At 19.1% G+C, this 26,082-nt stretch carries 23 protein-coding genes and 1 tRNA gene; 20 read left to right on the top strand and 4 right to left on the bottom strand.

What is annotated here, in order from left to right; all coding sequences use genetic code 11:
• The first annotated feature begins 2 nt into the window (after positions 1-2).
• The 10 genes from nuoE (at position 3) to GJT92_RS01815 (ending at position 11,958) form a co-directional block, all read left to right on the top strand.
• Positions 3-512, top strand: a complete 510-nt coding sequence (gene nuoE, locus GJT92_RS01860; protein ID WP_168919793.1) for an NADH-quinone oxidoreductase subunit NuoE — start codon at positions 3-5, stop codon at positions 510-512.
• Positions 499-1,779 (top strand): NADH-quinone oxidoreductase subunit NuoF, encoded by a 1,281-nt coding sequence (gene nuoF, locus GJT92_RS01855; RefSeq protein WP_168919792.1) that lies wholly within the window; start codon positions 499-501, stop codon positions 1,777-1,779. Before nuoE ends, nuoF begins: the two co-directional genes overlap by 14 nt.
• A 98-nt stretch (positions 1,780-1,877) precedes the next feature.
• A complete protein-coding gene (gene nuoG / locus GJT92_RS01850; protein ID WP_168919791.1) occupies positions 1,878-4,592 on the top strand; it encodes an NADH-quinone oxidoreductase subunit NuoG in 2,715 nt (904 codons plus the stop codon).
• Complete coding sequence (gene nuoH / locus GJT92_RS01845; protein ID WP_168919790.1) at positions 4,589-5,563, top strand: NADH-quinone oxidoreductase subunit NuoH; 975 nt, start codon at positions 4,589-4,591, stop codon at positions 5,561-5,563. The genes nuoG and nuoH overlap by 4 nt, the downstream gene beginning before the upstream one ends.
• A gap of 22 nt (positions 5,564-5,585) precedes the next feature.
• Positions 5,586-6,128 carry an NADH-quinone oxidoreductase subunit NuoI gene (nuoI, locus tag GJT92_RS01840; RefSeq protein WP_168919789.1) on the top strand — a complete coding sequence of 181 codons (543 nt, stop codon included), beginning with the start codon at positions 5,586-5,588 and terminating at the stop codon, positions 6,126-6,128.
• A 19-nt stretch (positions 6,129-6,147) separates the two neighbouring features.
• Positions 6,148-6,648 (top strand): NADH-quinone oxidoreductase subunit J family protein, encoded by a 501-nt coding sequence (locus tag GJT92_RS01835; RefSeq protein WP_168919788.1) that lies wholly within the window; start codon positions 6,148-6,150, stop codon positions 6,646-6,648.
• 37 nt (positions 6,649-6,685) lie between these two features.
• Positions 6,686-6,988 (top strand): NADH-quinone oxidoreductase subunit NuoK, encoded by a 303-nt coding sequence (gene nuoK / locus GJT92_RS01830; protein WP_168919787.1) that lies wholly within the window; start codon positions 6,686-6,688, stop codon positions 6,986-6,988.
• On the top strand, positions 6,985-8,859 hold the full coding sequence (gene nuoL / locus GJT92_RS01825) for an NADH-quinone oxidoreductase subunit L (RefSeq protein ID WP_168919786.1): 1,875 nt from the start codon (positions 6,985-6,987) through the stop codon (positions 8,857-8,859). The genes nuoK and nuoL overlap by 4 nt, the downstream gene beginning before the upstream one ends.
• 61 nt (positions 8,860-8,920) lie before the next feature.
• On the top strand, positions 8,921-10,426 hold the full coding sequence (gene nuoM, locus GJT92_RS01820; RefSeq protein ID WP_168919785.1) for an NADH-quinone oxidoreductase subunit M: 1,506 nt from the start codon (positions 8,921-8,923) through the stop codon (positions 10,424-10,426).
• Between the two features lie 59 nt (positions 10,427-10,485).
• Positions 10,486-11,958 carry an NADH-quinone oxidoreductase subunit N gene (locus GJT92_RS01815; RefSeq protein WP_168919784.1) on the top strand — a complete coding sequence of 491 codons (1,473 nt, stop codon included), beginning with the start codon at positions 10,486-10,488 and terminating at the stop codon, positions 11,956-11,958.
• An 18-nt stretch (positions 11,959-11,976) separates the two neighbouring features.
• On the opposite strand, the gene GJT92_RS01810 is transcribed toward GJT92_RS01815, so the two are convergent.
• Both GJT92_RS01810 and GJT92_RS01805 read right to left on the bottom strand, forming a co-directional pair.
• A complete protein-coding gene (locus GJT92_RS01810; RefSeq protein ID WP_168919783.1) occupies positions 11,977-12,543 on the bottom strand; it encodes a DedA family protein in 567 nt (188 codons plus the stop codon).
• Positions 12,544-12,607: 64 nt separating this feature from the next.
• A tRNA-Ser gene (locus GJT92_RS01805) sits at positions 12,608-12,694 on the bottom strand.
• Positions 12,695-12,756: 62 nt separating this feature from the next.
• Here GJT92_RS01805 and sbcB point away from each other — a divergent pair.
• Positions 12,757-14,181 (top strand): exodeoxyribonuclease I, encoded by a 1,425-nt coding sequence (sbcB, locus tag GJT92_RS01800; protein WP_168919782.1) that lies wholly within the window; start codon positions 12,757-12,759, stop codon positions 14,179-14,181.
• 5 nt (positions 14,182-14,186) lie between these two features.
• On the opposite strand, the gene ribA is transcribed toward sbcB, so the two are convergent.
• Positions 14,187-14,777 carry a GTP cyclohydrolase II gene (gene ribA / locus GJT92_RS01795; protein WP_168919781.1) on the bottom strand — a complete coding sequence of 197 codons (591 nt, stop codon included), beginning with the start codon at positions 14,775-14,777 and terminating at the stop codon, positions 14,187-14,189.
• Positions 14,778-14,928: 151 nt separating this feature from the next.
• Here ribA and murJ point away from each other — a divergent pair, with 151 nt between their 5' ends.
• The 8 genes from murJ (at position 14,929) to pykF (ending at position 23,723) form a co-directional block, all read left to right on the top strand.
• Positions 14,929-16,476 carry a murein biosynthesis integral membrane protein MurJ gene (gene murJ, locus GJT92_RS01790; RefSeq protein WP_168919780.1) on the top strand — a complete coding sequence of 516 codons (1,548 nt, stop codon included), beginning with the start codon at positions 14,929-14,931 and terminating at the stop codon, positions 16,474-16,476.
• A gap of 164 nt (positions 16,477-16,640) precedes the next feature.
• On the top strand, positions 16,641-17,033 hold the full coding sequence (locus GJT92_RS01785; RefSeq protein ID WP_168919779.1) for a HesB/IscA family protein: 393 nt from the start codon (positions 16,641-16,643) through the stop codon (positions 17,031-17,033).
• Positions 17,034-17,037: 4 nt separating this feature from the next.
• On the top strand, positions 17,038-18,474 hold the full coding sequence (gene sufB / locus GJT92_RS01780) for a Fe-S cluster assembly protein SufB (RefSeq protein WP_211080513.1): 1,437 nt from the start codon (positions 17,038-17,040) through the stop codon (positions 18,472-18,474).
• Positions 18,475-18,510: 36 nt separating this feature from the next.
• Positions 18,511-19,254: a Fe-S cluster assembly ATPase SufC gene (sufC, locus tag GJT92_RS01775; RefSeq protein WP_168919777.1), complete on the top strand. Its 744-nt coding sequence runs from the start codon at positions 18,511-18,513 to the stop codon at positions 19,252-19,254.
• The gene (locus tag GJT92_RS01770; protein ID WP_168919776.1) at positions 19,226-20,530 is read left to right on the top strand and encodes a SufD family Fe-S cluster assembly protein; all 1,305 of its coding nucleotides are present in this window, start codon (positions 19,226-19,228) and stop codon (positions 20,528-20,530) included. Before sufC ends, GJT92_RS01770 begins: the two co-directional genes overlap by 29 nt.
• Positions 20,520-21,749, top strand: coding sequence for a SufS family cysteine desulfurase (locus GJT92_RS01765; protein ID WP_168919775.1), 1,230 nt, complete (start codon positions 20,520-20,522; stop codon positions 21,747-21,749). Before GJT92_RS01770 ends, GJT92_RS01765 begins: the two co-directional genes overlap by 11 nt.
• Positions 21,750-21,751: 2 nt before the next feature.
• Positions 21,752-22,207: a cysteine desulfuration protein SufE gene (gene sufE / locus GJT92_RS01760; protein ID WP_168919774.1), complete on the top strand. Its 456-nt coding sequence runs from the start codon at positions 21,752-21,754 to the stop codon at positions 22,205-22,207.
• Between the two features lie 100 nt (positions 22,208-22,307).
• The gene (gene pykF, locus GJT92_RS01755) at positions 22,308-23,723 is read left to right on the top strand and encodes a pyruvate kinase PykF (RefSeq protein WP_168919773.1); all 1,416 of its coding nucleotides are present in this window, start codon (positions 22,308-22,310) and stop codon (positions 23,721-23,723) included.
• Between the two features lie 84 nt (positions 23,724-23,807).
• Here the strand turns inward: pykF and GJT92_RS01750 are convergent, their stop codons facing one another.
• Entirely contained in the window at positions 23,808-24,965 is a 1,158-nt protein-coding gene (locus tag GJT92_RS01750) for a cysteine desulfurase family protein (RefSeq protein ID WP_168919772.1), read from the bottom strand.
• Between the two features lie 131 nt (positions 24,966-25,096).
• Between GJT92_RS01750 and murI the strand changes: the two genes are divergently transcribed.
• Positions 25,097-25,906 carry a glutamate racemase gene (murI, locus tag GJT92_RS01745; protein ID WP_168919771.1) on the top strand — a complete coding sequence of 270 codons (810 nt, stop codon included), beginning with the start codon at positions 25,097-25,099 and terminating at the stop codon, positions 25,904-25,906.
• Positions 25,907-26,082: the final 176 nt, after the last annotated feature.

Genomic DNA, 26,082 nt, shown 5'->3' with positions numbered 1-26,082 from the left:
ATATGACAAAAAAAATACTTAATAATATAAATTTAATTTTAAATAAAAATGAATTAAAGATTATTAAAAAAATTAAAAATCATTATAAATGTAATAACGCTGCTATTCTTGAAATATTAATTTTTTTTCAAAAAAAATACGGATGGATATCTAATGATATTATTATTATTATTTCTAATATTTTAAATATACATCCTTCTGAAATTGATAGTATAGCAACATTTTATAGTCAAATTTACAGATTACCGGTAGGTAAATATGTAATTAAATATTGTGATAGTATTGTATGTTATATAACAGGATATGAAAAAATTTTAAAACATATTACAAAAAAATTAAACATTATTTCAGGACAAACAACTATTGATAATTTATTTACTTTAATACCTATATGTTGTTTAGGACATTGTGAAAAAAGTCCAGTTATTATGATTAATGAAAAAATTTATAATTCATTAACAATTAATAGTATTAATAAAATATTGGATAAATATATTTATGAAAATAATTAATCCTAATCCAGAAACACATCCTTTAACATGGCGTATTAATAATAATACAACAATATTTATAAAAAAATATATAAAAAAAGATGGTTATAAAATTTTAAAAAAAATTTTAAAGAAAAATACTCCACAAGAAATAATTAATATTGTGAAAAAATCAAAATTAAAAGGAAGAGGAGGTGGTGGATTTTATACTGGTTTAAAATGGGATTTAATGCCAAGAAAAAATAATAGTTTAGAAACCCGTTACTTTTTATGTAATGCTGATGAAATGGAACCTGGTACTTATAAAGATCGTTTTTTAATAGAACATATTCCACATCAGTTATTAGAAGGAATGATTATTAGTGCTTTTGCAATTCAAGCTAATAAAGGATATATTTTTTTAAGAGGTGAATATCTAAAATGTGCAAAAATTTTAAATAGGGTAATAAAAGAAGCTTATGAATTTGGAATATTAGGTAAAAATATATTAAGTACAGATTTTAATCTTGATATATATCTTCATATTGGTGCTGGAAGATATATATGTGGAGAAGAAACAGCATTAATTAATTCTTTAGAAGGAAAACGTGCCAATCCTCGTTTTAAACCTCCCTATCCTGCTATGATTGGATTATGGGGTAAACCTACATGTGTAAATAATGTTGAAACTATTTTTAATATACCTAGCATAATAAATTATGGATCTAATTGGTATCGAAATTTATCAAATAGTAAAAATGATAGTGGTACAAAAATGTTTGGTTTTTCTGGTAATGTAAAAAATCCTGGATTATGGGAATTACCTTTTGGCACTCCTGCTCGTATTATTTTAGAAAAATATGCTGGAGGAATGAAAAAAGGATTAAAACTTAAAACATGGCAACCTGGTGGTGCAGGTACTGCATTTTTAATGGAAAATCATTTAGATTTGCCTATGGATTTTATTACTATTAATAATGCAGGAAGTAGATTAGGAACGGGTATATCTATAGCTATAGATAATAGTATTAATATGGTATCTTTATTAAAAAATTTAGAAATTTTTTTTGCTAGAGAATCTTGTGGTTTATGTACTCCTTGTCGAGAAGGATTACCTTGGATTGTAAAAATATTAAATAATTTAGAAAAAAAAATAGGATCAACTAAAGATCTTACTATATTAAAAAATATAAGTAATTTGTTAACAAATGAAGGGCCATTTTGTGCACATGCTCCAGGTGCCATGGCTCCTTTAAATAGTGCTTTAAAATATTTTTTACATGAATTTGAATATGGTATAGCCAATTAAATTAGTTATTTTTTTATATAAAAGTAAATAAATTTAAATATTGTACATTTCATTAATAAAATATTTTTATTATAAATTAATATTGTGGAATATGTATTATGATTAATATTCATATAGAAAATCAATTATATAAAGTTAATAAAAAAGATAATTTATTAAAATTATGTTTATCTTTAGGTTTTAATATACCATATTTTTGCTGGCATCCCATTTTAGGGAGTATAGGTGCATGTCGTCAATGTGCAATTAAACAATTTGATAATTTCCAAAAAAAAAATGGACATATAATCATGTCTTGTATGTCTTTACCATCTAAAGGATCACATATCATTATTAATGATAAAGATGTTATTAATTTTCGTAAAAATATTATTGAATTATTAATGTTAAATCATCCTCATGATTGTCCTATTTGTGATGAAGGAGGTAGTTGCCATTTACAAGATATGACTGTGATGTCTGGACATAATATACGTAGATATGATTTTCCTAAAAGAAAATATAAAAATCAATATTTGGGGCCATTTATATCTCATATGATGAATCGTTGTATTACGTGTTATCGTTGCATAAGATTTTATAAAAATTATGCTGGTGGAAAAGATTTTAATGTTTTTTCTTCAAAAGATAATATTTATTTTGGAAGATATAATGATGGAATATTAGAAAACCCATTTTCTGGAAATTTAATTGAAATCTGTCCAACAGGAGTATTCACTGATAAAACTTACATTAATAATTTTACAAGAAAATGGGATCTTCAATATTCACCTAGTATTTGCCAACATTGTTCATTGGGATGTAATATTTTTGTTGGAGAACGTTATGGCCAATTATCAAGTATACAAAATAGATATCATGAAGAAATAAATCATTATTTTCTTTGTGATAAAGGTTATTTTGGTTATGGTTATCTTAATTTAAAAAATAATCCTATAAATATTATTTATCATAAAAAAAAATTTTTTGATAATAATAAAATTATTAAAAAAATTACTAATTTAATATTAAAATCACAAAAAATTATTGGAATCGGCTCACCTAGAGCAAGTATAGAAAGTAATTTTCTTTTAAGAAAATTAGTTGGGAAAAAAAATTTTTGTTTAGGTATTTTAGAAAATGAAAAAAAACAAATTAATTTTATAATAAAAATATTAAAAAATACAAATATATATTTTCCAACTTTATCAGAAATAGAAAATTATGATGCTATTTTAATTTTAGGAGAAGATTTAAGTAATACAAATCCTCGTGCAGCTTTAGCTGTAAGACAGGCAATAAAAAAAAATATATTTACTAAAAATATTCCTTATTGGCATTCCGATGCAATTTTAAATATTAAAAATCAATCATTAAATCCATTATTTATAACAAGTCTTGATGAAACAATGTTAGATGATATTTCTTCATGGAATTATTATGCTCCTGTAATTAATCAATCTAAATTTGGTTTTGCATTAGCAAATTATATTGAAAATAAGAAAGATAATGTATTTTTATTAAATCAAACGTTAAAAAAAAAAATTATTGAAATAAAAAATATTTTATTAAATTCAATAAAACCTTTAATTATTTCAGGAACAGGATCTAATTCTTTAGAATTAATTTCTGCATCTTATGCTATAGCGCAAGCACTTAATAAAAAAAATAAAAATATAGGATTATTTTATGGATTAAATACAGTAAATAGTATGGGGATAAGTTTAATAAAAGGTAAATCTTTAGATAAAGTATTTATAGAAAATACTTTTATAAATAATTGTTCAACTATAGATACAATTATTATTATGGAAAACGATTTATATTTTTATGAAGAAAAAAATAAATTAAATAATTTTTTTAAAAAAATTTCTAATATAATTGTACTAGATCATATATATAGTAGAACTATGGAAAAGGCACATATAATTTTACCTACAGCAAATTTTATAGAAAGTAGTGGAACTGTTATTAATAATGAATGTAGAGCACAAAGATTTTTTCAAGTATATAATCCTTCTTTTTACAATAAAGAAAATTATAGAAAATCAAGTTGGAAATGGATATATAAAATATATGCTAAATTAAAAAATTTAAATAGTAATATTACTTTAGATGAAGTTATTAAAAAATGTGAAAAAAATATTTCAATTTTTAAAGGAATTAGTTTAGCAGCTCCTAAAGCAAATTATAAAGTATATAATCGAAAATTTGCAAGATCACCAATCCGTTATAGTGGAAGAACATCAATATTATCTAATATTAATGTAAATGAACCGGAACAACCAAAAGATAAAGATACTATATTTAATTTTTCTATGGAAGGAAATTATAATTCAAATATTAATTGTACACATTTACCATTTTTATGGTATCCAGGATGGAATTCTTCACAAGCATTACATAAGTTCCAAAAAGAAATAGGAATTTCATCAAAATATGGACCTACAGGATTTAAAATTTATAAAAAAAGATATAATAAAATTAATATTACAATAAAAAATAACAATTTTAATAAATTTATTATTTCTAATAAATTAGTTATTGTTTCATATCATCACTTATTTTATAATAATAATTTAATTCAAAAATCTTTTTTAATACAAAAATACTTTTATAATCATTATGTTTTTTTTAATAAAAAAGATGCTAAAAAATTAGGTATTTTAAATAATAATTTAGTAAAATTATATTGTTTAAATAATATTTTTATATTAAAAACTTATATTTCGAAATTTTTACATCAAGGTTTAATTAGTATGCCATTAGGAATAAAAGAAATTCCATTATCTTTTTCAGGAAAAACTATTGAAAAAATAAAGGTATTAAAATGATTTTATTTTCTTTTTTGAATCCAATAAAATTAATATATGTACTAAAAATATTATTAATATTAATTATACTAATAATTAGTGGCGCTTTTTTAAGTTTTATAGAAAGACGTATGTTAGGTTTATTTCAAAATCGTTATGGACCTAACAGAGTTGGATTATATGGTTGTTTACAATTATTAGCTGATATGATAAAAATTCTTTTTAAAGAAGATTGGAATCCTAATTTTTCAAATAAATTATTATTTAATATAGCACCTTTAATTGCTTTTAATTCATTATTATCAGTATTTGCAATATTACCAATTACTCCTTATATAATGATATCTAATCTAAATATTGGAATACTTTTTTTTTTTATGATGGCTAGTATTTCAGTATATTCAATATTATTTGCAGGTTTAGCTAGTAATAATAAATATGCTGTATTAGGAACTATTAGAGGTGTAGCTCAAATAATAAGTTATGAAATTTTTTTAGGTTTGTCATTAATGGGTATTATTTGTCAAACTGGATCATTTAATTTATTTGATATTGTAAATCAACAATATAAATATTGTTGGAATATAATACCACAGTTTTTTAGTTTTTTATCTTTTATTATAGCATCTATAGCATTATGTCATAGACATCCTTTTGATCAACCGGAAACAGAACAAGAATTAGCTGATGGCTATCATGTTGAATATTCCGGAATGAAATTTGGGCTATTTTTTGTAGGAGAATATATTAATATTATCATACTTTCATCTTTAATGGTAATCTTATTTTTTGGAGGGTGGTTAGGCCCTTTTTTACCATCTATAATATGGTATTTAATTAAAACTATAATATTAATAACATTATTTATCTTAATAAGAGCATCTTTACCTAGACCTCGTTATGATCAAATTATGTATTTTGGTTGGTTTATATGCTTACCATTAACACTAATTAATTTAATTATTACTGCTTTTATAGTAATATTAAAATAATTTTTTTGTAAAAAATGAAAAAATGAATATAAAAAAATTTTTTTTCGATGTAATGAGTCAAATTCAAAGTCTTTTTTTAATCTGGAAAAATATTTTTAGTAAAAGAGAAACTATAATGTATCCAGAAGAAAAAGTTTATTTATCACCACGATATAGAGGTAGAATTATATTAACATCTGATTCAGATAATAATGAAAAATGTGTTGCCTGTAGTCTTTGTGCTGTTGTGTGTCCAGTAGGTTGTATAACTTTAAAAAAAGCAATAAAAAAAAATGGAAGATCTTATCCATTATTTTTTAGAATAAATATATCTAGATGTATTTTTTGCGGATTTTGTGAAGAAGCCTGCCCAACAGGAGCAATACAATTAATTCCAGATTTTGAATTATGTGAATTTGATAGAAAAAATTTAATATATGAAAAAAATGATTTATTAATTAATAATCAAGGAAAATATTTTGATTATAATTATTATGATATTTCAGGAGTTAATATTCTAAATAAAAAAAAAATATCTGCTAAAGATTCAAATATTGAAGTAGATATTAAAAATATATTACCATAATTTAAATTAAGGGTATTTTATGGAAAAAATATTTTATATATTAGAGTTTATATCAATAATTTTTACATGTTTTATAATTATAAGTGTTAATCCTATTTATACATTAATATATTTTTTAATTTCATTAATTTCAATATCATGTATGTTTTTTCTTTTAGGTGATTATTTTGCAGGAGCACTAGAAATTATTATATATGCAGGAGCTATTCTTATATTATTTATTTTTGTATTAATGTTATTAAATTATAAAAAAGTTGAATTAGAAGAAAAATATTATTTATTTAAAAAATTATCATTTTTAATTATTCTTATAATTTTAACCTTATTATTTTTAATAATTGTATTTTATATTTTTAAAAATTTATGTGATAAAAAATATATAATTTATAATTTTGTTAATATTAAAAATATAGGTATAAATTTATTTACAAAATATAAAATTATTGTAGAATTAATTTCAATATTATTATTATCTGGTGTAATTATTGTTTTACATATAGGAAAGCAAAAAAATAATTAATATTTTTACTAAAAATTTAAAAATAAAAGAAAATAAAATGATACCTTTACATTATGTTTTAACATTTATAGTTATAATATTTACTATTGGATTAACAGGAATAATTATTAGACGTAATATATTATATATTTTAATTTTTACTGATATAATGATAAACTCAGCTGTATTATCATGTATAGTTTCTGGTAATTATTGGAAACAAACAGAAGGAGAAATTATGTATATAATATCAATTAGTATATCAGCTATAGAAACTTGTATAAGTTTAATTTTATTAATAAAATTATATTATTATAATAATACAATTAATATTGATTCAATTAGTGAGATGAATGGATGAAATTTCTTTTTTTAATTATTTTAATGCCATTAATCAGTTTTTTAATATTATCCTTATTTTCAATCTATTTAAATAAAATTCAAATTTCAATAATTGGAGTTAGTTTTGTAGGAATAAGTTCAATTATTACATTAATTATAAGTTTTATATTCTATCATAATAATTTTTTATCATATAGACAATGTTTATGGCAAATATTGAAAATTGATAATTTACATATTGATGTTAGTCTTTATTTAGATATGTTATCTTTAATTATGTTATTTATTACGACATGGATAGGTTTTTTTATACATATATTTTCTATTTGGTATATGAAAAATGAAGAAGGGTATTCTAGATTTTTTGCATATACAAATTTATTTATTGCAAGTATGACATTATTAATTTTAGCAGATAATTTTGTTTTAATGTTTTTTGGATGGGAAGGAGTCGGTGTTTGCTCATATTTACTAATTGGTTTTTTTTATAAAAAAAGTTTTAATGGAATATCAGCTATTAAAACATTTTTAATAACTCGTTTTAGCGATGTTTTTTTAATTATTGGTATATTTTTAATATTTAAAATATTTCATACTTTTAATTTTTCTAAAATATCATTATTAATTTTATCATCTAATATTTTTTATAAATCATATTATTTAAAAATAATATCTATAATGTTAATTATAGGTGCAATAGGAAAATCTGCTCAATTTCCTTTAAATACTTGGTTAATAAATGCTATGGTTGGACCTACTCCTTCATCAGCTTTAATACATGCTGCTACTATGGTTACAGCTGGAATTTATTTAATTTTACGTAATAATATACTATTTTTAATGAATAATAATATACTATTTTTAATTAGTATAATTGGTTCAATAACAATATTATTATCTGGTTGTTGTGCATTAGTTCAAAATAATATTAAACATATCTTAGCTTATTCTACTATGAGTCAAATCGGATATATGTTTTTAGCATTAGGTATTAATTCATGGAATGCCGCTTTATTTCATGTTATTTCTCATGCTTTTTTTAAAGCATTATTATTTTTATGTGTTGCATCTATTATTTTTTCATATAAAAATGAACAAAATATATTAAAAATAGGAAAAATAAAAAAATATTTTCCTTTCATATATTATTGTTTTTTATTTGGTGCAATATCTTTATTATCTTTTCCTTTCTTAACTATAAGTGGATTTACTAAAGAAAAAATTCTTTATGAAATTATAGCAAAACAACATAATTTATTGTTTATTACTAGTATAATAGGTAGTTTTTTTACTTCTTTATATACTATACGTATGGTTTATATAATTTCTTATAAAAAAAATAATGTTATTCCTAATCTTATAAAAGATAATAAATTAATACATGATTTTCCTTTACTTATACTAAGTATATTATCAAGTTTTATAGGAATAAAATTACTACCAATAAAAAATAATTTTTTATTACCTAACAAAATATTATTAATTAATAATAATTATCTTTTTATAATAAAAATTACATCTATAATAATATCAATGATTAGTTTTTTATTATATAAATTATATAATAAGAATATTTTTATTTTTAAAAAAATTAATAAAAATTATTTTAATAAACTTTTTTTTATAAACTATTTTTTTTTAAATGGATGTTATATAGACTTTATTTATGAAAAAATTTTTATTAATAATTTTATAAAAATTTTATCAATTATAAAAGATGATCCTATATCAAAATTTATTAATTATTTAGTAATAAAAACGATAAATCAAATAGGAAAAATCTTATTAATAAGTGAAAATGGATACATACGTTGGTATATATCATTAATGTATTTAGGAATAATTTTAATATTATTATATTTAATAATATTAATTCATATATATTATTAATAATTTAAAAATTAAAATTTATGTATAAAATTATAAAAAAGATAATTAGGAAATTTTATTTATGTTACTACCATGGTTAATATTAATTCCATTTATTAGTGGAATTATTTGTTGGCAAAGTGAAAAAATATATTTTAAAATACCTCGTTGGATTGCTTTAATTTCTATTAGTTGTGTTTTTATTTTATCAATTTTTGAATATATTTTAAATTTACATTATTTTAATCAAAAAATATTATTATATCCTTTATGGATATCAGAATTTATGTTAAATTGGATTCCTAATTTTGGAATAAGTTTTCATTTAGCAATAGATGGATTATCATTATTAATGATTAGTCTTACTGGCTTATTAGGTATAATGGCTGTTTTATGTTCTTGGAATGAAATTAAAAAATGGCATGGATTTTTCCATTTAAATTTATTATGGATACTAAGTGGTGTTATTGGTGTATTTTTATCTGCAGATATGTTTTTATTTTTTTTATTTTGGGAAATTATGTTAATACCTATGTATTTTCTAATATCTTTATGGGGGCATCAAAACATAAAAAAAGGTTATAGTAGAATTAAGGCAGCTACTAAATTTTTTATTTATACACAATCTAGTGGATTATTGATGTTATTTGGAATTTTATCATTAGTATTTTTAAACCAAACAATCACTGGAAAATTAACTTTTGATTATAATATTTTATTAAATACTCATATAAATATAAAAACAGAATTTTTATTAATGTTATCTTTTTTTATTGCTTTTGCTGTAAAAATGCCTATAATTCCATTTCATGGATGGTTACCAGATGCACATAGCCAAGCACCAACAGCTGGTTCGGTAGATCTTGCTGGAATTTTATTAAAAACAGCAGCTTATGGTTTATTAAGATTTATTTTGCCATTATTTCCTATGTCATCTTTAAAATTTTCTTTTATTGCTATATTATTAGGTATAATAGGTATATTTTATGGATGTTTAATGGCTTGTACTCAAACTGATATAAAAAAAATTATAGCATATACTTCTATATCCCATATGGGGTTTATATTAATGGGTATTTATGGTAATAATAAAATAGCTTATCAAGGTGTTATTATACAAATGATATCTCATGGTATTTGTGCATCTGCTCAATTTATTCTTTGTGGACAAATATATGAAAAATTAAAAACTAGAAATATTAAATTAATGGGAGGTATATGGAATTATATAAATATATTACCAGGATCATTTTTATTTTTTGCTTTAGCAAGTATTGGTATTCCTGGAACTGGAAATTTTATAGGAGAATTTTTAATTCTATTAGGTATTTTTAATACTTATCCAATTTTTGCTAGTATTGCTGCATTTAGTTTATTATTTTCTAGTATTTATTCATTAAATATGATACAAAAAATTTTTTATGGATCTAAAACTAAAATGTTAATTTTAACACATGATATATGTTTAAGAGAAAAAATTATTCTTTTTACACTAATAATTTTATTGTTAATTATAGGATTTTATCCACAATTTATTTTAAATATATCAAATAATACTATTAATAATATAGTTAATAGAATTATTTAATTACGAATAAAAAATTATTTTATAGTTTAAAAAAATTTATTTAAAAATAGAATTTATTTATGACTAAAATACTGGTAGTATTAGTACCATTTATTATTATAATTTTCTTATTAATTATCCTTTTAATGAAAATATCAATTAAAAGAAATAATTTAACAAGTTTAATTATTACAGTTTTAGGATTTATATTAACTATAATATCTATTATTTATACAAAAGATATTAATTTTACAAAAAATTATTTATTTTTAAAAGATAATTATTCGTTTTTTTATATTATTTTACTGTTAGTTAACAATATTTTAACTTGTTTAATATCATATATTTGGTTATCTTCTTTAAAATGTAATAAAGATGAATTTTATTTATTAATAATAATATCTACTTTAGGAAGTATGGTATTAATTTATTCAAATAATTTTATTTCTATGTTAATAGGAATTGAATTAATATCTATTCCTATGTGTGGATTAATAGGTTATCAAATTAAATCAAAATATTCATTAGAAGCCAGTATTAAGTATATAATTTTATCTACAATATCGTCATCATTTTTAATACTTGGAATATCTTTTATTTACTTAGATTATGGTAATTTAAATTTTATTTATTTAATAAATCATTATTTTTATAATATACATTCAATAAAATATTTATCTACAATTGGAATATTTTTAATTTTAACAAGTTTAGGTTTTAAATTATCAATAGTCCCTTTTCATTTATGGACTCCTGATGTATATCAAGGTTCATCAATGCCTGTTACAATGTTTTTAACCACATTTAGTAAATCATCTATTTTTATATTTTTAGTAAAATTTTTAATTTATTTTTCACAAATTAATAATAATAGATTTTTTCTATATAAAATATTAATTTTATTATCAATATTATCAATAATATTTGGTAATATCATGGCTGCTATTACAAAAAATAATATTAAACGTATATTAGGTTATTCATCTATAGCTCAAATGGGGTATATGTTTGTAATTTTAATTTATAATCAGATATATATAACACATATATTTTCATTAGAAATGATGTTTATATACATTATTAGTTATATAATAAATAATTTAAGTATTTTAGGTATTATGAGTATAATATCTAGTCTTAACCAAGATGTAAGACATACAGATAAATTATATTATTATCGTGGATTATTTTGGTATGATTCTGAACTTACTTTAATATTAACAATCATGTTATTATCTCTGGCTGGTATTCCGATTACTATTGGTTTTATATCTAAATTTTACTTAATAATATTAAGTATAAAAATTGGATTATGGTATTTAACTAGTACTATTATTATAGGAAGTGCTATAGGATTATATTATTATTTACGTATAATTATTAGTATGTATTTAATACCATCTAAAATTAATAAAAATACTTATTTAAGTAAAATTAAAAATAATAATTTTTATATTTTTATTAAAAAATTAATGTTTTTGTTAGCAATAATTACTATTTTTTTAGGTTTTTATCCTAAAATTATTATTCAGATTATTGAAAAATATATTTAATTAAAAATTAAGTATAATTTATATATTAAAAATATTTTTTATAATTTTATATAAAAATCGAATTATTATTAGTAACAAAGAAAAATATATAAAATATTTAATAATTTTAGTAAAATCTTTTATCCAAATAAAAATAATTTCACCAAAAAAATATCCTATCATTATAAAAAATATAGTCCAAATTATAGAACTAATAATATTTAATAAAAAAAATTTTAAGTAAGAAATTTTTACAATACCCATAATAACGGGACTTATTAATCTAAAACCATAAATAAATTTTGTAATAATAAATATATATGGATAATTAAAAATAATATCATGATATTTTTTAATTTTATATTTATAATTTTTAAAAAAAAATAAAAAAATTTTACTATATTTTTTTCCTATATAAAATAATAATTGATTACTTATGATTAATCCTAATATAGTAATAATTATAATTTTATTTAAAAATAAAATTTTTTTATGAGCAAGTATACCAGCAATTATAATAAAAGTTTCCCACTCAATAAGAGAACTTAATAATATAATTATATAACCATAATGATTTATTATTTTAATTATATTCGTACTTAACATACTTTACTTCTTTCACACATAATTATTAATTAATATTAATTATTTAAAAAAAATAAATATATTTTGGTGAGAAAGGGATTCGAACCCTTGATATATTTTATTATATACATACTTTCCAGGCATGCGCCTTCAACCACTCGGCCATCTCACCATAATATAGTTAATATAATAATTATTGTTAAAACAATAATAATATAATAATATTATTATATTATGTTAATTAAAAAAAAATCACAATTTAATTTTTTATTTTATGATTATGAAACTTTTGGGTTAAATCCTATTAAAGATAGAATTGCCCAATTTGCTTGTATACGTACTAATATTAATTTAGAAATTATAGATAAACCTATAATACTTTATTGTAAATTATCTAATGATTATCTACCTGAACCTAAATCTATGATTATTCATAATATAAGTCCTGATTTAGTAAATTTTAAAGGAAAAACAGAATATGAATTTGCTAGTATTATTAATAAAATTTTTTTATGTCCTAATACTTGTATTTTAGGTTACAATAATATAAATTTTGATGATGAATTTAGTAGATTTTTATTCTATCGTAATTTTTACGATCCGTATGATTGGTCTTGGAAAAATAATAATAGTCGTTGGGATATATTATCTTTAGTTAGAGCTTGTTATGTTTTAAGACCAAATGGTGTTTATTGGCCTAAAATAGATAATATTCCAATATTTAATCTCGAAAAAATTGCTAATATAAATAATATAAAAAATCCATATAATAAAAATGCTCATGATGCATTATCTGATGTTTATACCACAATATCTGTAACTAAATTAATTAAAAAAAAACAACCATTATTATATGAATATTTTTTAAAATATAGTAATAAAAAAAAATTAATTAAAAAAATAGATTTATCAAAAATTCAAATTTTTGTTCATATTAGTAGTATTTATAAAAATAAAAATAATAATATTAATTGTATTACACCTTTATTCTGGCATCCAAAAAATAAAAATGTATTAATATCATATAATTTAATAAATAATGTATATAATTTTTTACAAATTAAAAAAAATACAAAAAAATATGAAAAAAATATTTTTTCTCATATACAACTTATTAATTTTAATAAGTCTCCTTTATTAATTCCAATAAATATTTTGAGAGATAAAGATATTAAGCGTTTAAAATTTAAAATTTTATTTTATATAAAAAATTTTCTTATTTTAAAAAAAAATTTTTTTAAAATACAAAAAATTATAAAATATGTTTTTTTAAATTTTAAACAAAAATATGAAAAAACAAATATTTATAATGTTGATGGCCAACTATATAAAAATTTTTTTCCAACTAAAGATTTATTACAATTTAAAAAAATATATGATCAAAAAAAAATTAATATAAATTTAAATAAATTTATATTTAAAGATATAAGAGCTAGTATATTACTATTTAAATATAAAGCAAGAAATTTTCCATCTACATTAAATAAAACAGAAAAAAAAACATGGAATATATATATAAAAAATATTTTTAATAAAAAATTTTTTGACAATTATATTTATGAAATTAAAAAATTATTACAAAAAAAACTTTGTAATAAACAAATTTCAGTTTTAAAAAATCTATTAAAATATATAAAAAATTTATTAAAATTTTATTAAATATTTTATAATGAATGTCCTAATTTTAATTTTTTAGTTTTTAAATATTTATAATTTTTAATATTATGTCCAGTGATTAATGGAATTCTACATATAACATTTATACCATTTTTTTTTAAAATATTAATTTTATAAGGATTATTAGTTAATAATTTAATATTTAAAATACCTAATATTTTTAATATATTAATACAAGAAAGAAAATTTCTTTCATCTGCATGAAAACCTAATTCATAATTTGCTTCTACAGTATCTAATCCTTTATCTTGTAAATTATATGCTTTAATTTTATTTAAAAGACCAATATTTCTTCCTTCTTGTCTATGATAAATTAATATTCCACAATTTTCTTTAGATATTTTATTTAATGCTGATTCTAGTTGAAGTCCACAATCACAACGTAAGCTGAAAAAAGTATCTCCTGTTAAACATTCCGAATGAATTCTTGTCAAAATGATTGAAGTTCTATATATTTTTTTTATACCATGTATTAATGCAATATGATTATTACCTGTATCTTTTTCTTCAAAACCTACTATAATAAATTCTCCCCATTTTGTTGGAAGTATTGCTCTAGATATTTCTTTTATATTCATTTAATTATACCTATAAAAATAAATATTTTTAATACTTTATTCAAAAAAATAATTTTTAAAATATTTGTTTATATAAGAAAAAATTTAATTTTATTGAATTTTTTATAAAAATAATTTATTTATATAATAAACTATTATTTTTAGGAATTATATGAATTTATTAAAATCATTAACCACAGTTAGTATAATAACATTATTTTCTAGATTACTAGGTTTTATTAGAGATAGTCTTATTGCAAAAGTTTTTGGTGCTGGAATTTATAGTGATTCTTTTTTTATAGCATTTAAATTACCTAATTTATTAAGACGTATATTTGCTGAAGGAGCGTTTTCTCAAGCATTTACTCCAATTTTAGCTGAATATAAAAATAAAAGAAGTAAAATAGATACTAGAAATTTTATTTCTTCTACATCAGGTATGTTAATAATAATACTTTCTATAATAATTTTATTTGGAATAATATTTTCTTCTTTAATTATTTCTATTATTGCTCCTGGATTTGTAAATACAGATTTTAAATTAAAACTTACATCTAAAATATTAAAAATGACTTTTCCTTATATTTTATTTATATCTTTATCATCATTAGCTAGTTCAATTTTAAATATTTGGAAAAATTTTTTTGTCCCAGCATTTACTCCTGTTCTATTAAATCTTTGTATGATATTATCAATAGTAATATTTCCTAATATATTACAACCTCCAATATTAATTTTAGTATGGGCTGTTTTAATCGGAGGCCTATCACAAATTTTTTATCAATTAATTTATTTAAAGAAATTAAATATGTTAATTTTACCTAATTTTAAAACTTTTGATGAAGGTGTGTTAAGGGTTTTAAAAAAAATGGGTACTGCTATTGTTGGAGTAACTGCTGCACAAATATCTTTATTAATTAATTCTGCTTTTTCATCTTTTTTAATTACAGGATCTATTACTTGGATTTATTATGCAGATCGATTAATGGAATTACCTATAAGTATGTTTGGAATAGCATTAACAATAGTATTATTACCTTCTTTAACTGATGCTTTTACTCAAAATAAAGAAAAAGAATATAATAAATTAATGGATATAGGATTACGTTTATGTTTTTTATTAATAATACCTAGTTCGTTAATTTTAGGTTTTTTATCTAGGCCATTATTAATTGCTTTATTCCAATACGGAGCATTTACATATTTTGACGTTTTAATGACACAAACAAATATTATTATATATTCTATAGGGTTAATTTTTTTAATAATAGCTAAGGTATTAGCTATAGGATTTTATGCAAGACAAGATGTAAAAACTCCTGTTAAAATTGCTATATTTGTTTTAATTATTACTCAACTAATTAGTCCTATATTTATATTTTTTTTACATCATATAGGATTTCCTATATCTATATGTTTTGCGGCATTTTTAAATGTTATTTTATTATTTAATACATTAATTAAAAAAAATATATATAAACCAGAATCTGGATGGTTTAATTTTTTTCTTCGTATTACTATAATTACATTTTTTTTAGGTATAATTTTATTATTTATTTCAAAAATAATTTCTGAAAAATGGTTAATTTTATCTTCTTTTAAAATACGTGTTTTTTGTTTATCAAGTATTTGTTTATTCATTTTTTTATTATATATATTTATATTATTTTTATTAAAATTTCGTGTAAGAGATTTTTCATTAAAAAATATTACAAAATAATAATTTAATAATTACATTAATAAAATTTTTAATTTTAATTAACTAATGTAAAATATAAATTTTTTTTTAAAAAAATTTACTTAATTTATTAAATAAAATATTGTTTAATGATTTTAATTTTTCATATATTAATATATAAAAAATTATATTTTTAGGTTATTATAATGTTAATAGAAAAAAATTTAATACATTTTATTTGTAAAAAAAAATATAATTATAAAGGTTTATATTTAACAAAATCTGCATTTTTACAAATAAATAAAATAATTAAAAAGAATAAAAATTATAAAGGAATAAAAATATTTTTAAAAAAATCTGGTTGTTTCGGATTTAAATATAAAATTAAATTAATAAAAGAATTTTTTAATAATGAAATTTATTTTAAGAAAAAAAATATATTCATTTATTTAAATAATAAGGATCTTTTTTTTATAGATGGAACTATTATTGATTTTACAAAAAATAATTTTCATGAATCTTTTCAATTTATTAATAATAAAATTAAAAAATTTTGCGGATGTAAAAAAAGTTTTAATATTAACTATAAAAAGAATTAATCACATGAATGAAAATAATTTAAAGTATTTTAAAAAAAATTATAAAGAAGGATTTATTACTAAATTAAAAAATAATAAATTTGCTCCTGGTATTAATTTAGATATAATACACAAAATATCTAGTATTCGTAATGAACCTAAATGGATGTTAGATTTTAGATTAAAAGGTTATTATTCATGGATAAAAAAAAAAGAACCTCATTGGTTAAATGGGTATTATAAAAAATTAAATTATCAAAATTATATTTATTATTCTGCCCCTTCATACCCGTTTAAAAAAAATAATAATATTAAAGATAAATATCTTACAAATGAGGTAAAAAAAACATTTAATAAATTAAATATTCCTATTAAAGAAAATAATTTAATAGCTATTGACGCTATTTTTGATTCTGTTTCGGTTACTACAACAAATAAAAATAAATTATTAAAAAAAGGAATAATTTTTTGTTCATTAAATGATGCAATACAAAATTATCCAGATTTAGTTAGAAAATATTTAGGTTCAGTAGTGCCTGCTGATGATAATTTTTTTGCATCTTTAAATGCAGCCGTAGCATCTGATGGTACATTTATTTATATTCCTAAAAATACACATTGTCCTATAGAATTATCTACTTATTTTAGAATTAACGAAAAAAACATTGGACAATTTGAGAGAACTATTTTAATTGCTGAAGAAAATAGTTATGTAAATTATATAGAAGGATGTTCCGCACCAATTAGAAAAAATTCTCAACTACATGCTGCTGTAGTTGAAGTTATTATACATAAAAATGCACAAGTAAATTATTCAACTGTACAAAATTGGTTTTCTGGGCAATTTAAAAATAAAGGAGGAATTTTAAATTTTGTTACCAAAAGAGCAATATGTAAAGGAAAAAATAGCAAAATGTCATGGACACAATCAGAAACAGGAGCTGCAATTACTTGGAAATATCCTAGTGTTATTTTAAAAGGTGATAATTCTGTTGGAGAATTTTTTTCAATTTCTTTAACAAATGGTCATCAACAAGCTGATACTGGTACAAAGATGATTCATATAGGCAAAAATACAAAATCTACAATTATTTCAAAAAGTATTTCTACAGAAAATAGTAAAAACACATATCGTGGGTTAGTTTATATTGATAGATCATCAAATAATTCTCGTAATTTTACTCAATGTGATTCAATATTAATTGGTACTAAATGTAGTACATATACATATCCTATTTTAAATATACTAAATAATACTTCACAAGTTGAACATGAAGCCACAACTTCTAAAATTGAAGAAGAACAGATATTTTTTTGTTTACAAAGAGGATTAGATATGGAAAATGCTATTTCCCTTATCATTAATGGATTTTGTAAAGAAATTTTTATAAAATTTCCTTTAGAATTTGCTGTAGAAGCACAAAAATTATTATCTATCCATTTAGAAAATAGTATAGGATAAAATAATATATTTAATATTATTAAATATAAAAAAATTATGTTAAAAATAAAAAATTTAAATGTCGATATAAATAATAAAATTATTTTAAATGAATTTTGTTTATCTATAAATCCTGGAGAAATTCACGCAATTATGGGACCTAATGGTTCAGGTAAAAGTACTTTATCATATGTATTAGCCGGGAAAAAAGAATATAATATTTCTCAAGGAAAAATATATTTTAAAAATAAAAATTTATTACAAATGAAACCTGAAATTAGAGCTAGAGAGGGAATTTTTGTATCTTTTCAATATCCTATTGAAATACCAGGAGTAAGTAATGATATTTTTTTATATAATTCTTTAAAAGCAATAAAAAAATATAAAGAGAAAAAAGAATTAGATAGATTTGCTTATAAAAAAATTATTAATGAAAAAATAAAAATTTTAAAAAAATCAAAAAATTTTCTTCAACGTTTTGTAAACGTAGGTTTTTCTGGAGGAGAAAAAAAAATTAATGATATATTTTATATGTTTGTTTTAGAACCAGAATTATGTATCTTAGATGAAATTGATTCAGGATTAGATATAGATGCGTTAAAGATTGTATCTAAAATAATTAATATTATGAAAAACAAAAAAAGATCATTTTTAATTATTACACATTATCGTCGTATTTTAGATTATATAAATCCTGATTATATCCATATTCTTTATAATAAAAAAATTATAAAATCAGGTAACTTTAGTATTATTTCTCAATTAGAGAATTATGGATATGGATGGATTAATGCAAAATAATATTTTTAATCAACTAAAAAATATTTATAAAAATCATAAAAAACATCATTTTTCTGATATATCAGAAAGAAATTGGTTAAAATTAAAATTTTTATTAAAAAAAGAAAAATATGATTATTTTCAAAAAAAATTTTTTAAACATATAAATAATAAATTTATAAAAAATTCTCAAAAACTATTTTTAAATAAAAATAAATTAAGAAATTTAATTTTTAAAATAGATGCTATTTCATTATATTTTATTAATGGAAAATTAGATCAAAATATAAGTGATATAAAAAATCCATATTATAAAATAATAATAAATAAATACAATAATCTTCATTATAAAAATGATTTTGTTAAACATAATATTTATACTCATTTATCTGAATCTCTTGCAAAAGAGATTATATATATTAATATTAATAATATTAAAAATATTAAACCACTTTATATAATATATTTTCATCATAATAATAAAAAAAATATTAATCAAATTTCTATGTCTAATTATAGAAATTATATATACATAAATAATAATATTTGTAATATTATTATTTTAGAACATCATATAAATAATGATCAATTACATTTTAATAATGTTTATAACACTATAATATTAAATAATAATTCTAAATTAGAATATTATCAATTTATTACTAATGAAAATAACAATAAAAATTTTAATTTTATTAATAATGAATATTACTTACATAATAATGTTTTTTTAAAAAAATTCGATTTATTTATGTCTAATAAATTTATGAATCAAAATAATAATTTTCAATGTATAGGTAATCACTCTAAACTAATATATAAAAGTATATCATTTGCTAAAAATAATAATTTAATGAATATTAATAATTATTTAGAACATAATGGAAAAAATTGTTATAGTATTCAAACACATAAAGCAATTACCATAAATAAAGCTATTATAAATTTAATTGGTTTATTAAAAATAAATAAAGATGCAATAAAAACTGATGGACAAATAAATTACAGTAGTTTACTATTAAGTAAATTATCACAAATAAATATAAAACCTGGATTAGATATTTTACATAATAATGTAAAATGTAAACATGGTGTATTTACAGGAAAAATAAATTCTGAACAAATTTTCTTTTTAAGAACTAGAGGAATAAATTTTAAAAAATCATATAATATATTAGTTACAGCATTTATACTCGATTCCTTAAAAGATATTTGTAATATTAATTTAATAAAAAATAAAATTTTAAATTATATATCATGTTATCTCTCAATAGAGAATTTTATTAATGAATTTTAATATAATAGATATTAGAAAACAGTTTCCTATTTTATCTAAAAAAATTAATGGAAATAAATTTATTTATTTAGATAATGCCGCTACTGTTCATAAACCTAAAAAAGTAATTTCTGCATTAAATTTTTTTTACAAGAACGAATATTCTTCTGTTAATAGGGGTATATATAATTTAAGTATAAATGCAACAAATAAAATGGAAAAAATACGTAATAAAATATCAAAATTTATTAATGCAAAATATACTGAAGAAATAATTTTTACAAAAGGAACTACAGAAAGTATTAATCTTATTGCAAATACTTGGGGTTTTAATAATATTAAAACAAACAATAATATCATTATTTCTGATATGGAACATCACTCAAATATTATTCCTTGGATGTTATTATCTAAAAAAATAGGATTTAATATAAAAATTATACCATTAGATAAATATGGAAAATTAAAATTACATGAAATAAATAATCTAATTGATAAAAATACTTGTTTAATATCAATAACATACATTTCTAATGTTTTAGGAATAATTAATCCTATTAAAAAAATTATTAAATTAGCTAAAAAAAATAATATTTTAACATTAATTGATGGTGCACAAGCCATTGCAAATAAAAAAATTGATGTTCAAAAATTAAATTGTGATTTTTTTGTTTTTTCTGGTCATAAAATTTTTGCACCTACTGGTATTGGTATCTTATATGTAACAAAACAAATATTAAAATTAATGCCACCTTGGCAAGGTGGAGGTGGAATGATTAAAGATATATACAAAAATAAACCTATTTGGGAAAAAATACCTTGGAAATTTGAAGCGGGCTCACCTAATATATCTTCTATTATAGGATTAGGTGTTGCTTTATCATGGTTTAAATCTTTTGATATAAAAAAAGTAATTAAACATAATAAATTTTTAACGAAATATACTTTTAAAAAATTAAATAAAATTTCAAATATTAAAATTTTTGGAGAAAAATATTCTAACAATAGAATTGGTATAATTTCTTTTAATTTAGTTAATTATAACTCTTATGATGTAGGAAGTTTTTTAGATCAATATGGTATTGCTATTCGTACTGGTCATCATTGTTCTATACCTGTTATGAAACATTTTAAAGTAAAATCAATGTGTAGAATTTCTTTTTCTATATATAATGATACTCATGATATTGATTATTTTATAGAAAAATTAACATATATAAATAATTTATTAAATAAATAATTATGTCATATATTTTACCTAATAAAAATGAACTTAAAATAAATTTTAAAAATTGTAATAATTGGGAAGAAAAATATTTATATATAATTGAATTAGGTAATAAAATACCTATGTTATCACAAAAACAACATTCATTAGAAAATTTTATTCCTGGATGTCAAAGTGATGTTTGGGTTTCATTTTTAATTAATAAAAATAAAAATGTAGAATTTAAAGGAGATAGTGATTCTGCTATAGTAAAAGGATTATTAACAATGATTTTTATTTTTTATAAAAAAAAAACTTGTTATGAAATTATACATTTTGATATTAGATTGTGTTTTAAAAAATTATCTTTTGATAAATATTTAACTGTTTCTAGAATACAAGGTATTGATACTATTATTAAAACAATTAAAAAAAAATTAATAAAATTTATATTTCATTTAAATAATAAAGATAAAATAAAATACAATTAAATTTCTTATTCTATAAAATTATAATTACTATATAATTTAATTATTTTAAAATAGAAAAAATTTTAAAATTTAATATATTTGTGGGAAGAATATTAATTCTATGAAAAAAACTAAAATAGTTTGTACTATAGGTCCTAGTTCTGAATCTAAAAAAATTTTATCTCAACTATTAAATTTAGGAATGAATGTTGTTAGATTAAATTTTTCACATGGTAATCATTATAATCATCAAAAAAGAATTAATACTTTAAAAAAAATAATAAAAGAAACAGATCAAAAAATAGCAATTCTATTAGATACTAAAGGTCCTGAAATACGTACTATGAAATTACAAAATAATATGGATGTATATTTAAAATCGGGACAAAAATTTGTTTTAACAACTGATAAATCAATTATTGGAAATAATAAATGTGTTGCTGTTACATATTCTAATCTTATTCATGATATAAATATTGGAAATAAAGTATTAATTGATGATGGTTTAATAGCAATGAAGGTATTAAAAATAAATAACAATAAGATATTATGTCAAGTATTGAATAATGGAAAATTATCAGAAAATAAAAGTATTAATTTACCAGGAATTTCTATTAAATTACCAGCTTTATCAGAAAAAGATAAAGATGATTTAATTTTTGCATGTAAAAATAAAGTAGATTATATTGCTGCTTCTTTTATCCGTAAAAAAAAAGATATTATAGAAATAAAAAAATTTTTAAAATTACATAAAGGAGATAATATTCAAATTATAGCTAAAATTGAAAATCAAGAGGGATTAAATAATTTTGATGAAATTTTAGATGTATCTGATGGTATAATGGTCGCTAGAGGAGATTTAGGTGTCGAAATACCAGTAGAAGATGTAATTTTTGCGCAAAAAATGATAATTAAGAAATGTAATTATCTAGGAAAAATAGTAATAACTGCAACACAAATGTTAGATTCTATGATTAAAAATCCTAGACCAACTAGAGCAGAAGCTGGTGATGTAGCAAATGCTATTTTAGATGGAACAGATGCTGTTATGTTATCTGGAGAAAGTGCTAAAGGAAAATATCCATTAGAATCTGTATCTATTATGTCAACAATTTGTGAAAGAACAGATATTACTATGACAAATAGAATCTATTATTATGATAATGATACAATAGATGTGAGTATTACTGATGCGATATGTCGTAGTGCAGTTGAAATTTCAGAAAAATTAAAATCTCCGTTAATAATTGTAGCTACTCAGTTGGGGAAATCGGCAAAAGCAATAAGGAAATATTTTCCTAAAGCTATTATTTTAGCTTTAACTACAAATAAAAAAACTGCAAAACAACTTATTTTAAGTAAAGGTATTATACCAAAACTTGTTAAGAAAATATCATCGACTGATGACTTTTATATTATAGGTAAAAAAATAGCAATATCAAGCAAATATGCTAAATCAGGAGATTTTATTGTTATGGTTTCAGGAGCACTTGTTCCTAGTGGAACTACCAACACAACTTCTGTACATATAATATAATATATATATTTTAATAAAATTTTAAAACTTTATTATAAATTTTAAAATAATTTAATTATTAGTAAATTTTTATATATAAAACATTTAATATTTTTTTCTAATTTTTTTAATAATATAATGTAAATATTCAATTGTATAATTAATCTCTTTTTTTGTAGTAAATCTTCCAAAAGAAAAACGTATAGAACTTTGAATTAAATTTTCTGTTAAACCTAAAGATTTTAATACATGAGATGTATATGTATTTGAAATACATGCAGAAGAAGCTGAAATAGCAATATTTTTCATTTCTATCATAAGTATTTTATTAAAAATATTTTTAAAACCTATGTTAATTATATAAGGTGAACTATTTTTAAAATCTCCATTAATATATACTCCATTAATATTTTTTATTCCATCCCATAATTGTTGTTTTAATTTTTGTATTCTTTTTTTTTCTTTATCTATTTCATTAACAGAAATATTTAATGCTTCTGACATACCAATAATTTGATGTACAGCTAAAGTTCCTGATCTTATTCCATTTTCTTGTCCACCTCCATGAATTAATGGATTTATTTTAAATTTTTTTTGATTATTTCTTATATATAAGACACCTATTCCTTTAGGACCATAAAATTTATGAGCAGAAAATGATAATAAATCTATATTTATTTTTTTTAAATTTAATTGATATTTACCTATGCTTTGAGTAGCATCTACATGAAAAATTATATTTTTTTTTTTACAAATATTTCCGATATATTTTATATCATTAATAGTTCCTATTTCATTATTAATATGCATTATAGATACTAAAATAGTATTATTTGTAATTTTTTCTTTTAAAGTATTTAAATTTATAGAACCTATATTTGAATTTTTTAGATATATTATTTTAATTCCTAATTTTTTCATATAATAACAAGTTTCTAATACAGCTTTATGTTCACTAATACTTGTAATAATATTTTTTTGATTATAATGATTATTAATAGTAATAATTCCTTTTATTGCTAAATTAATAGATTCTGTAGCACTAGCTGTAAAAATTATCTCTTCTTTCTTACTTCCTATTATATTAGCTATATTAAATCTAGCCTTTTCAACGGAATTTTTTGCTTCTATACCAAATATATTTGAAAAAGAAGATGGATTACCAAATATTCCATTTATGGTAAAATAATTACTCATTTTTTTTAAAACTCTTTTATCCATTGGAGTTGTAGATGCATAATCTAAATAAATTAATTTTTTCATTTTATAATTTATTTTACTGTTTAATTAAAATTAAAATTTTATGTTATAAAAATTTATATACATATTATAATATATATTAATTAATATAAATATTAATATTTATTATATAAATAAGTTTAGGATATTTTAATATGAATAAAATTTTATTAAATTCAAAAATAACAATTTTTATTTTTGATTCTGGTTTAGGAGGAATTTCTATCTTTAATTATATTAAAAATTTTTTTTTAAATATAAATTTTATATATTTATTAGATAATAAATATTTTCCTTATGGAAATAAATCAAAAAAATTTATTTTTAAACGTTTATTTAAAATTTTAAAAAAAATTTCTAATAATTATAATATTTCATTAGCAATTATTGCATGTAATACAGCTAGTGTTTCTAGTTTACCTAAAATAAGAAAATATTTTAATTTTCCTATTATTGGTGCTACACCTGTTATTAATTTAGCTATAAAAAAAACTAAAAATAATATTATTGGTTTTTTAGCAACTGAAACTACATTAAAAAATTCTAAAATAAAAAAAAAAATAGATTCTTTAAATAATAAATTTATAATAAAAACAATATCTTCTCAAGAATTAGTATATTTAGCTGAAAAAAAATTATTAGGACATAAAATTATCTTAGATGAAATAAAAAAAATATTTATTTCTTGGTATAATCATATATATCCAGATACAATAATATTGGGTTGTACACATTTTTCTTTAATATTAAATGAATTAAAATTAATTTTACCTAAAAATATCATTTTTTTAGATTCTAAAAAAAAAATATTTTTAAAATTAAAAAAATTAATAAATTATAATAAATTAATTTTATATACAAAAAAAAATTTTTTTTTCTATACTCAAGAAAATGAAAATATAAAAAAAATAAAAATTTATTTTTTAAATCAAAATTTTAAATATATTTATAAGTTAAAAATTTAATGAATAATAATAAAAAACTTGACTATTTAAATAATATGTAACATAATTAATGCCATTTTGTAGTTCTTTTAAAATTTATAAAAAATTTTTGAGGGCACTCTTTTATAAGAGTTTTAAACTTATAAATTTGTTTTTATAAAATTTATATTTTTAGTTTTTATTAAAATTTTGTATAT

The sequence above is a fragment of the Enterobacteriaceae endosymbiont of Donacia clavipes genome (genome assembly GCF_012570365.1).
Lineage (GTDB): Bacteria > Pseudomonadota > Gammaproteobacteria > Enterobacterales > Enterobacteriaceae.
The sequence above is the reverse complement of the archived record's forward strand: the minus strand, read 5'-3'. Positions and strand labels throughout refer to the sequence as shown.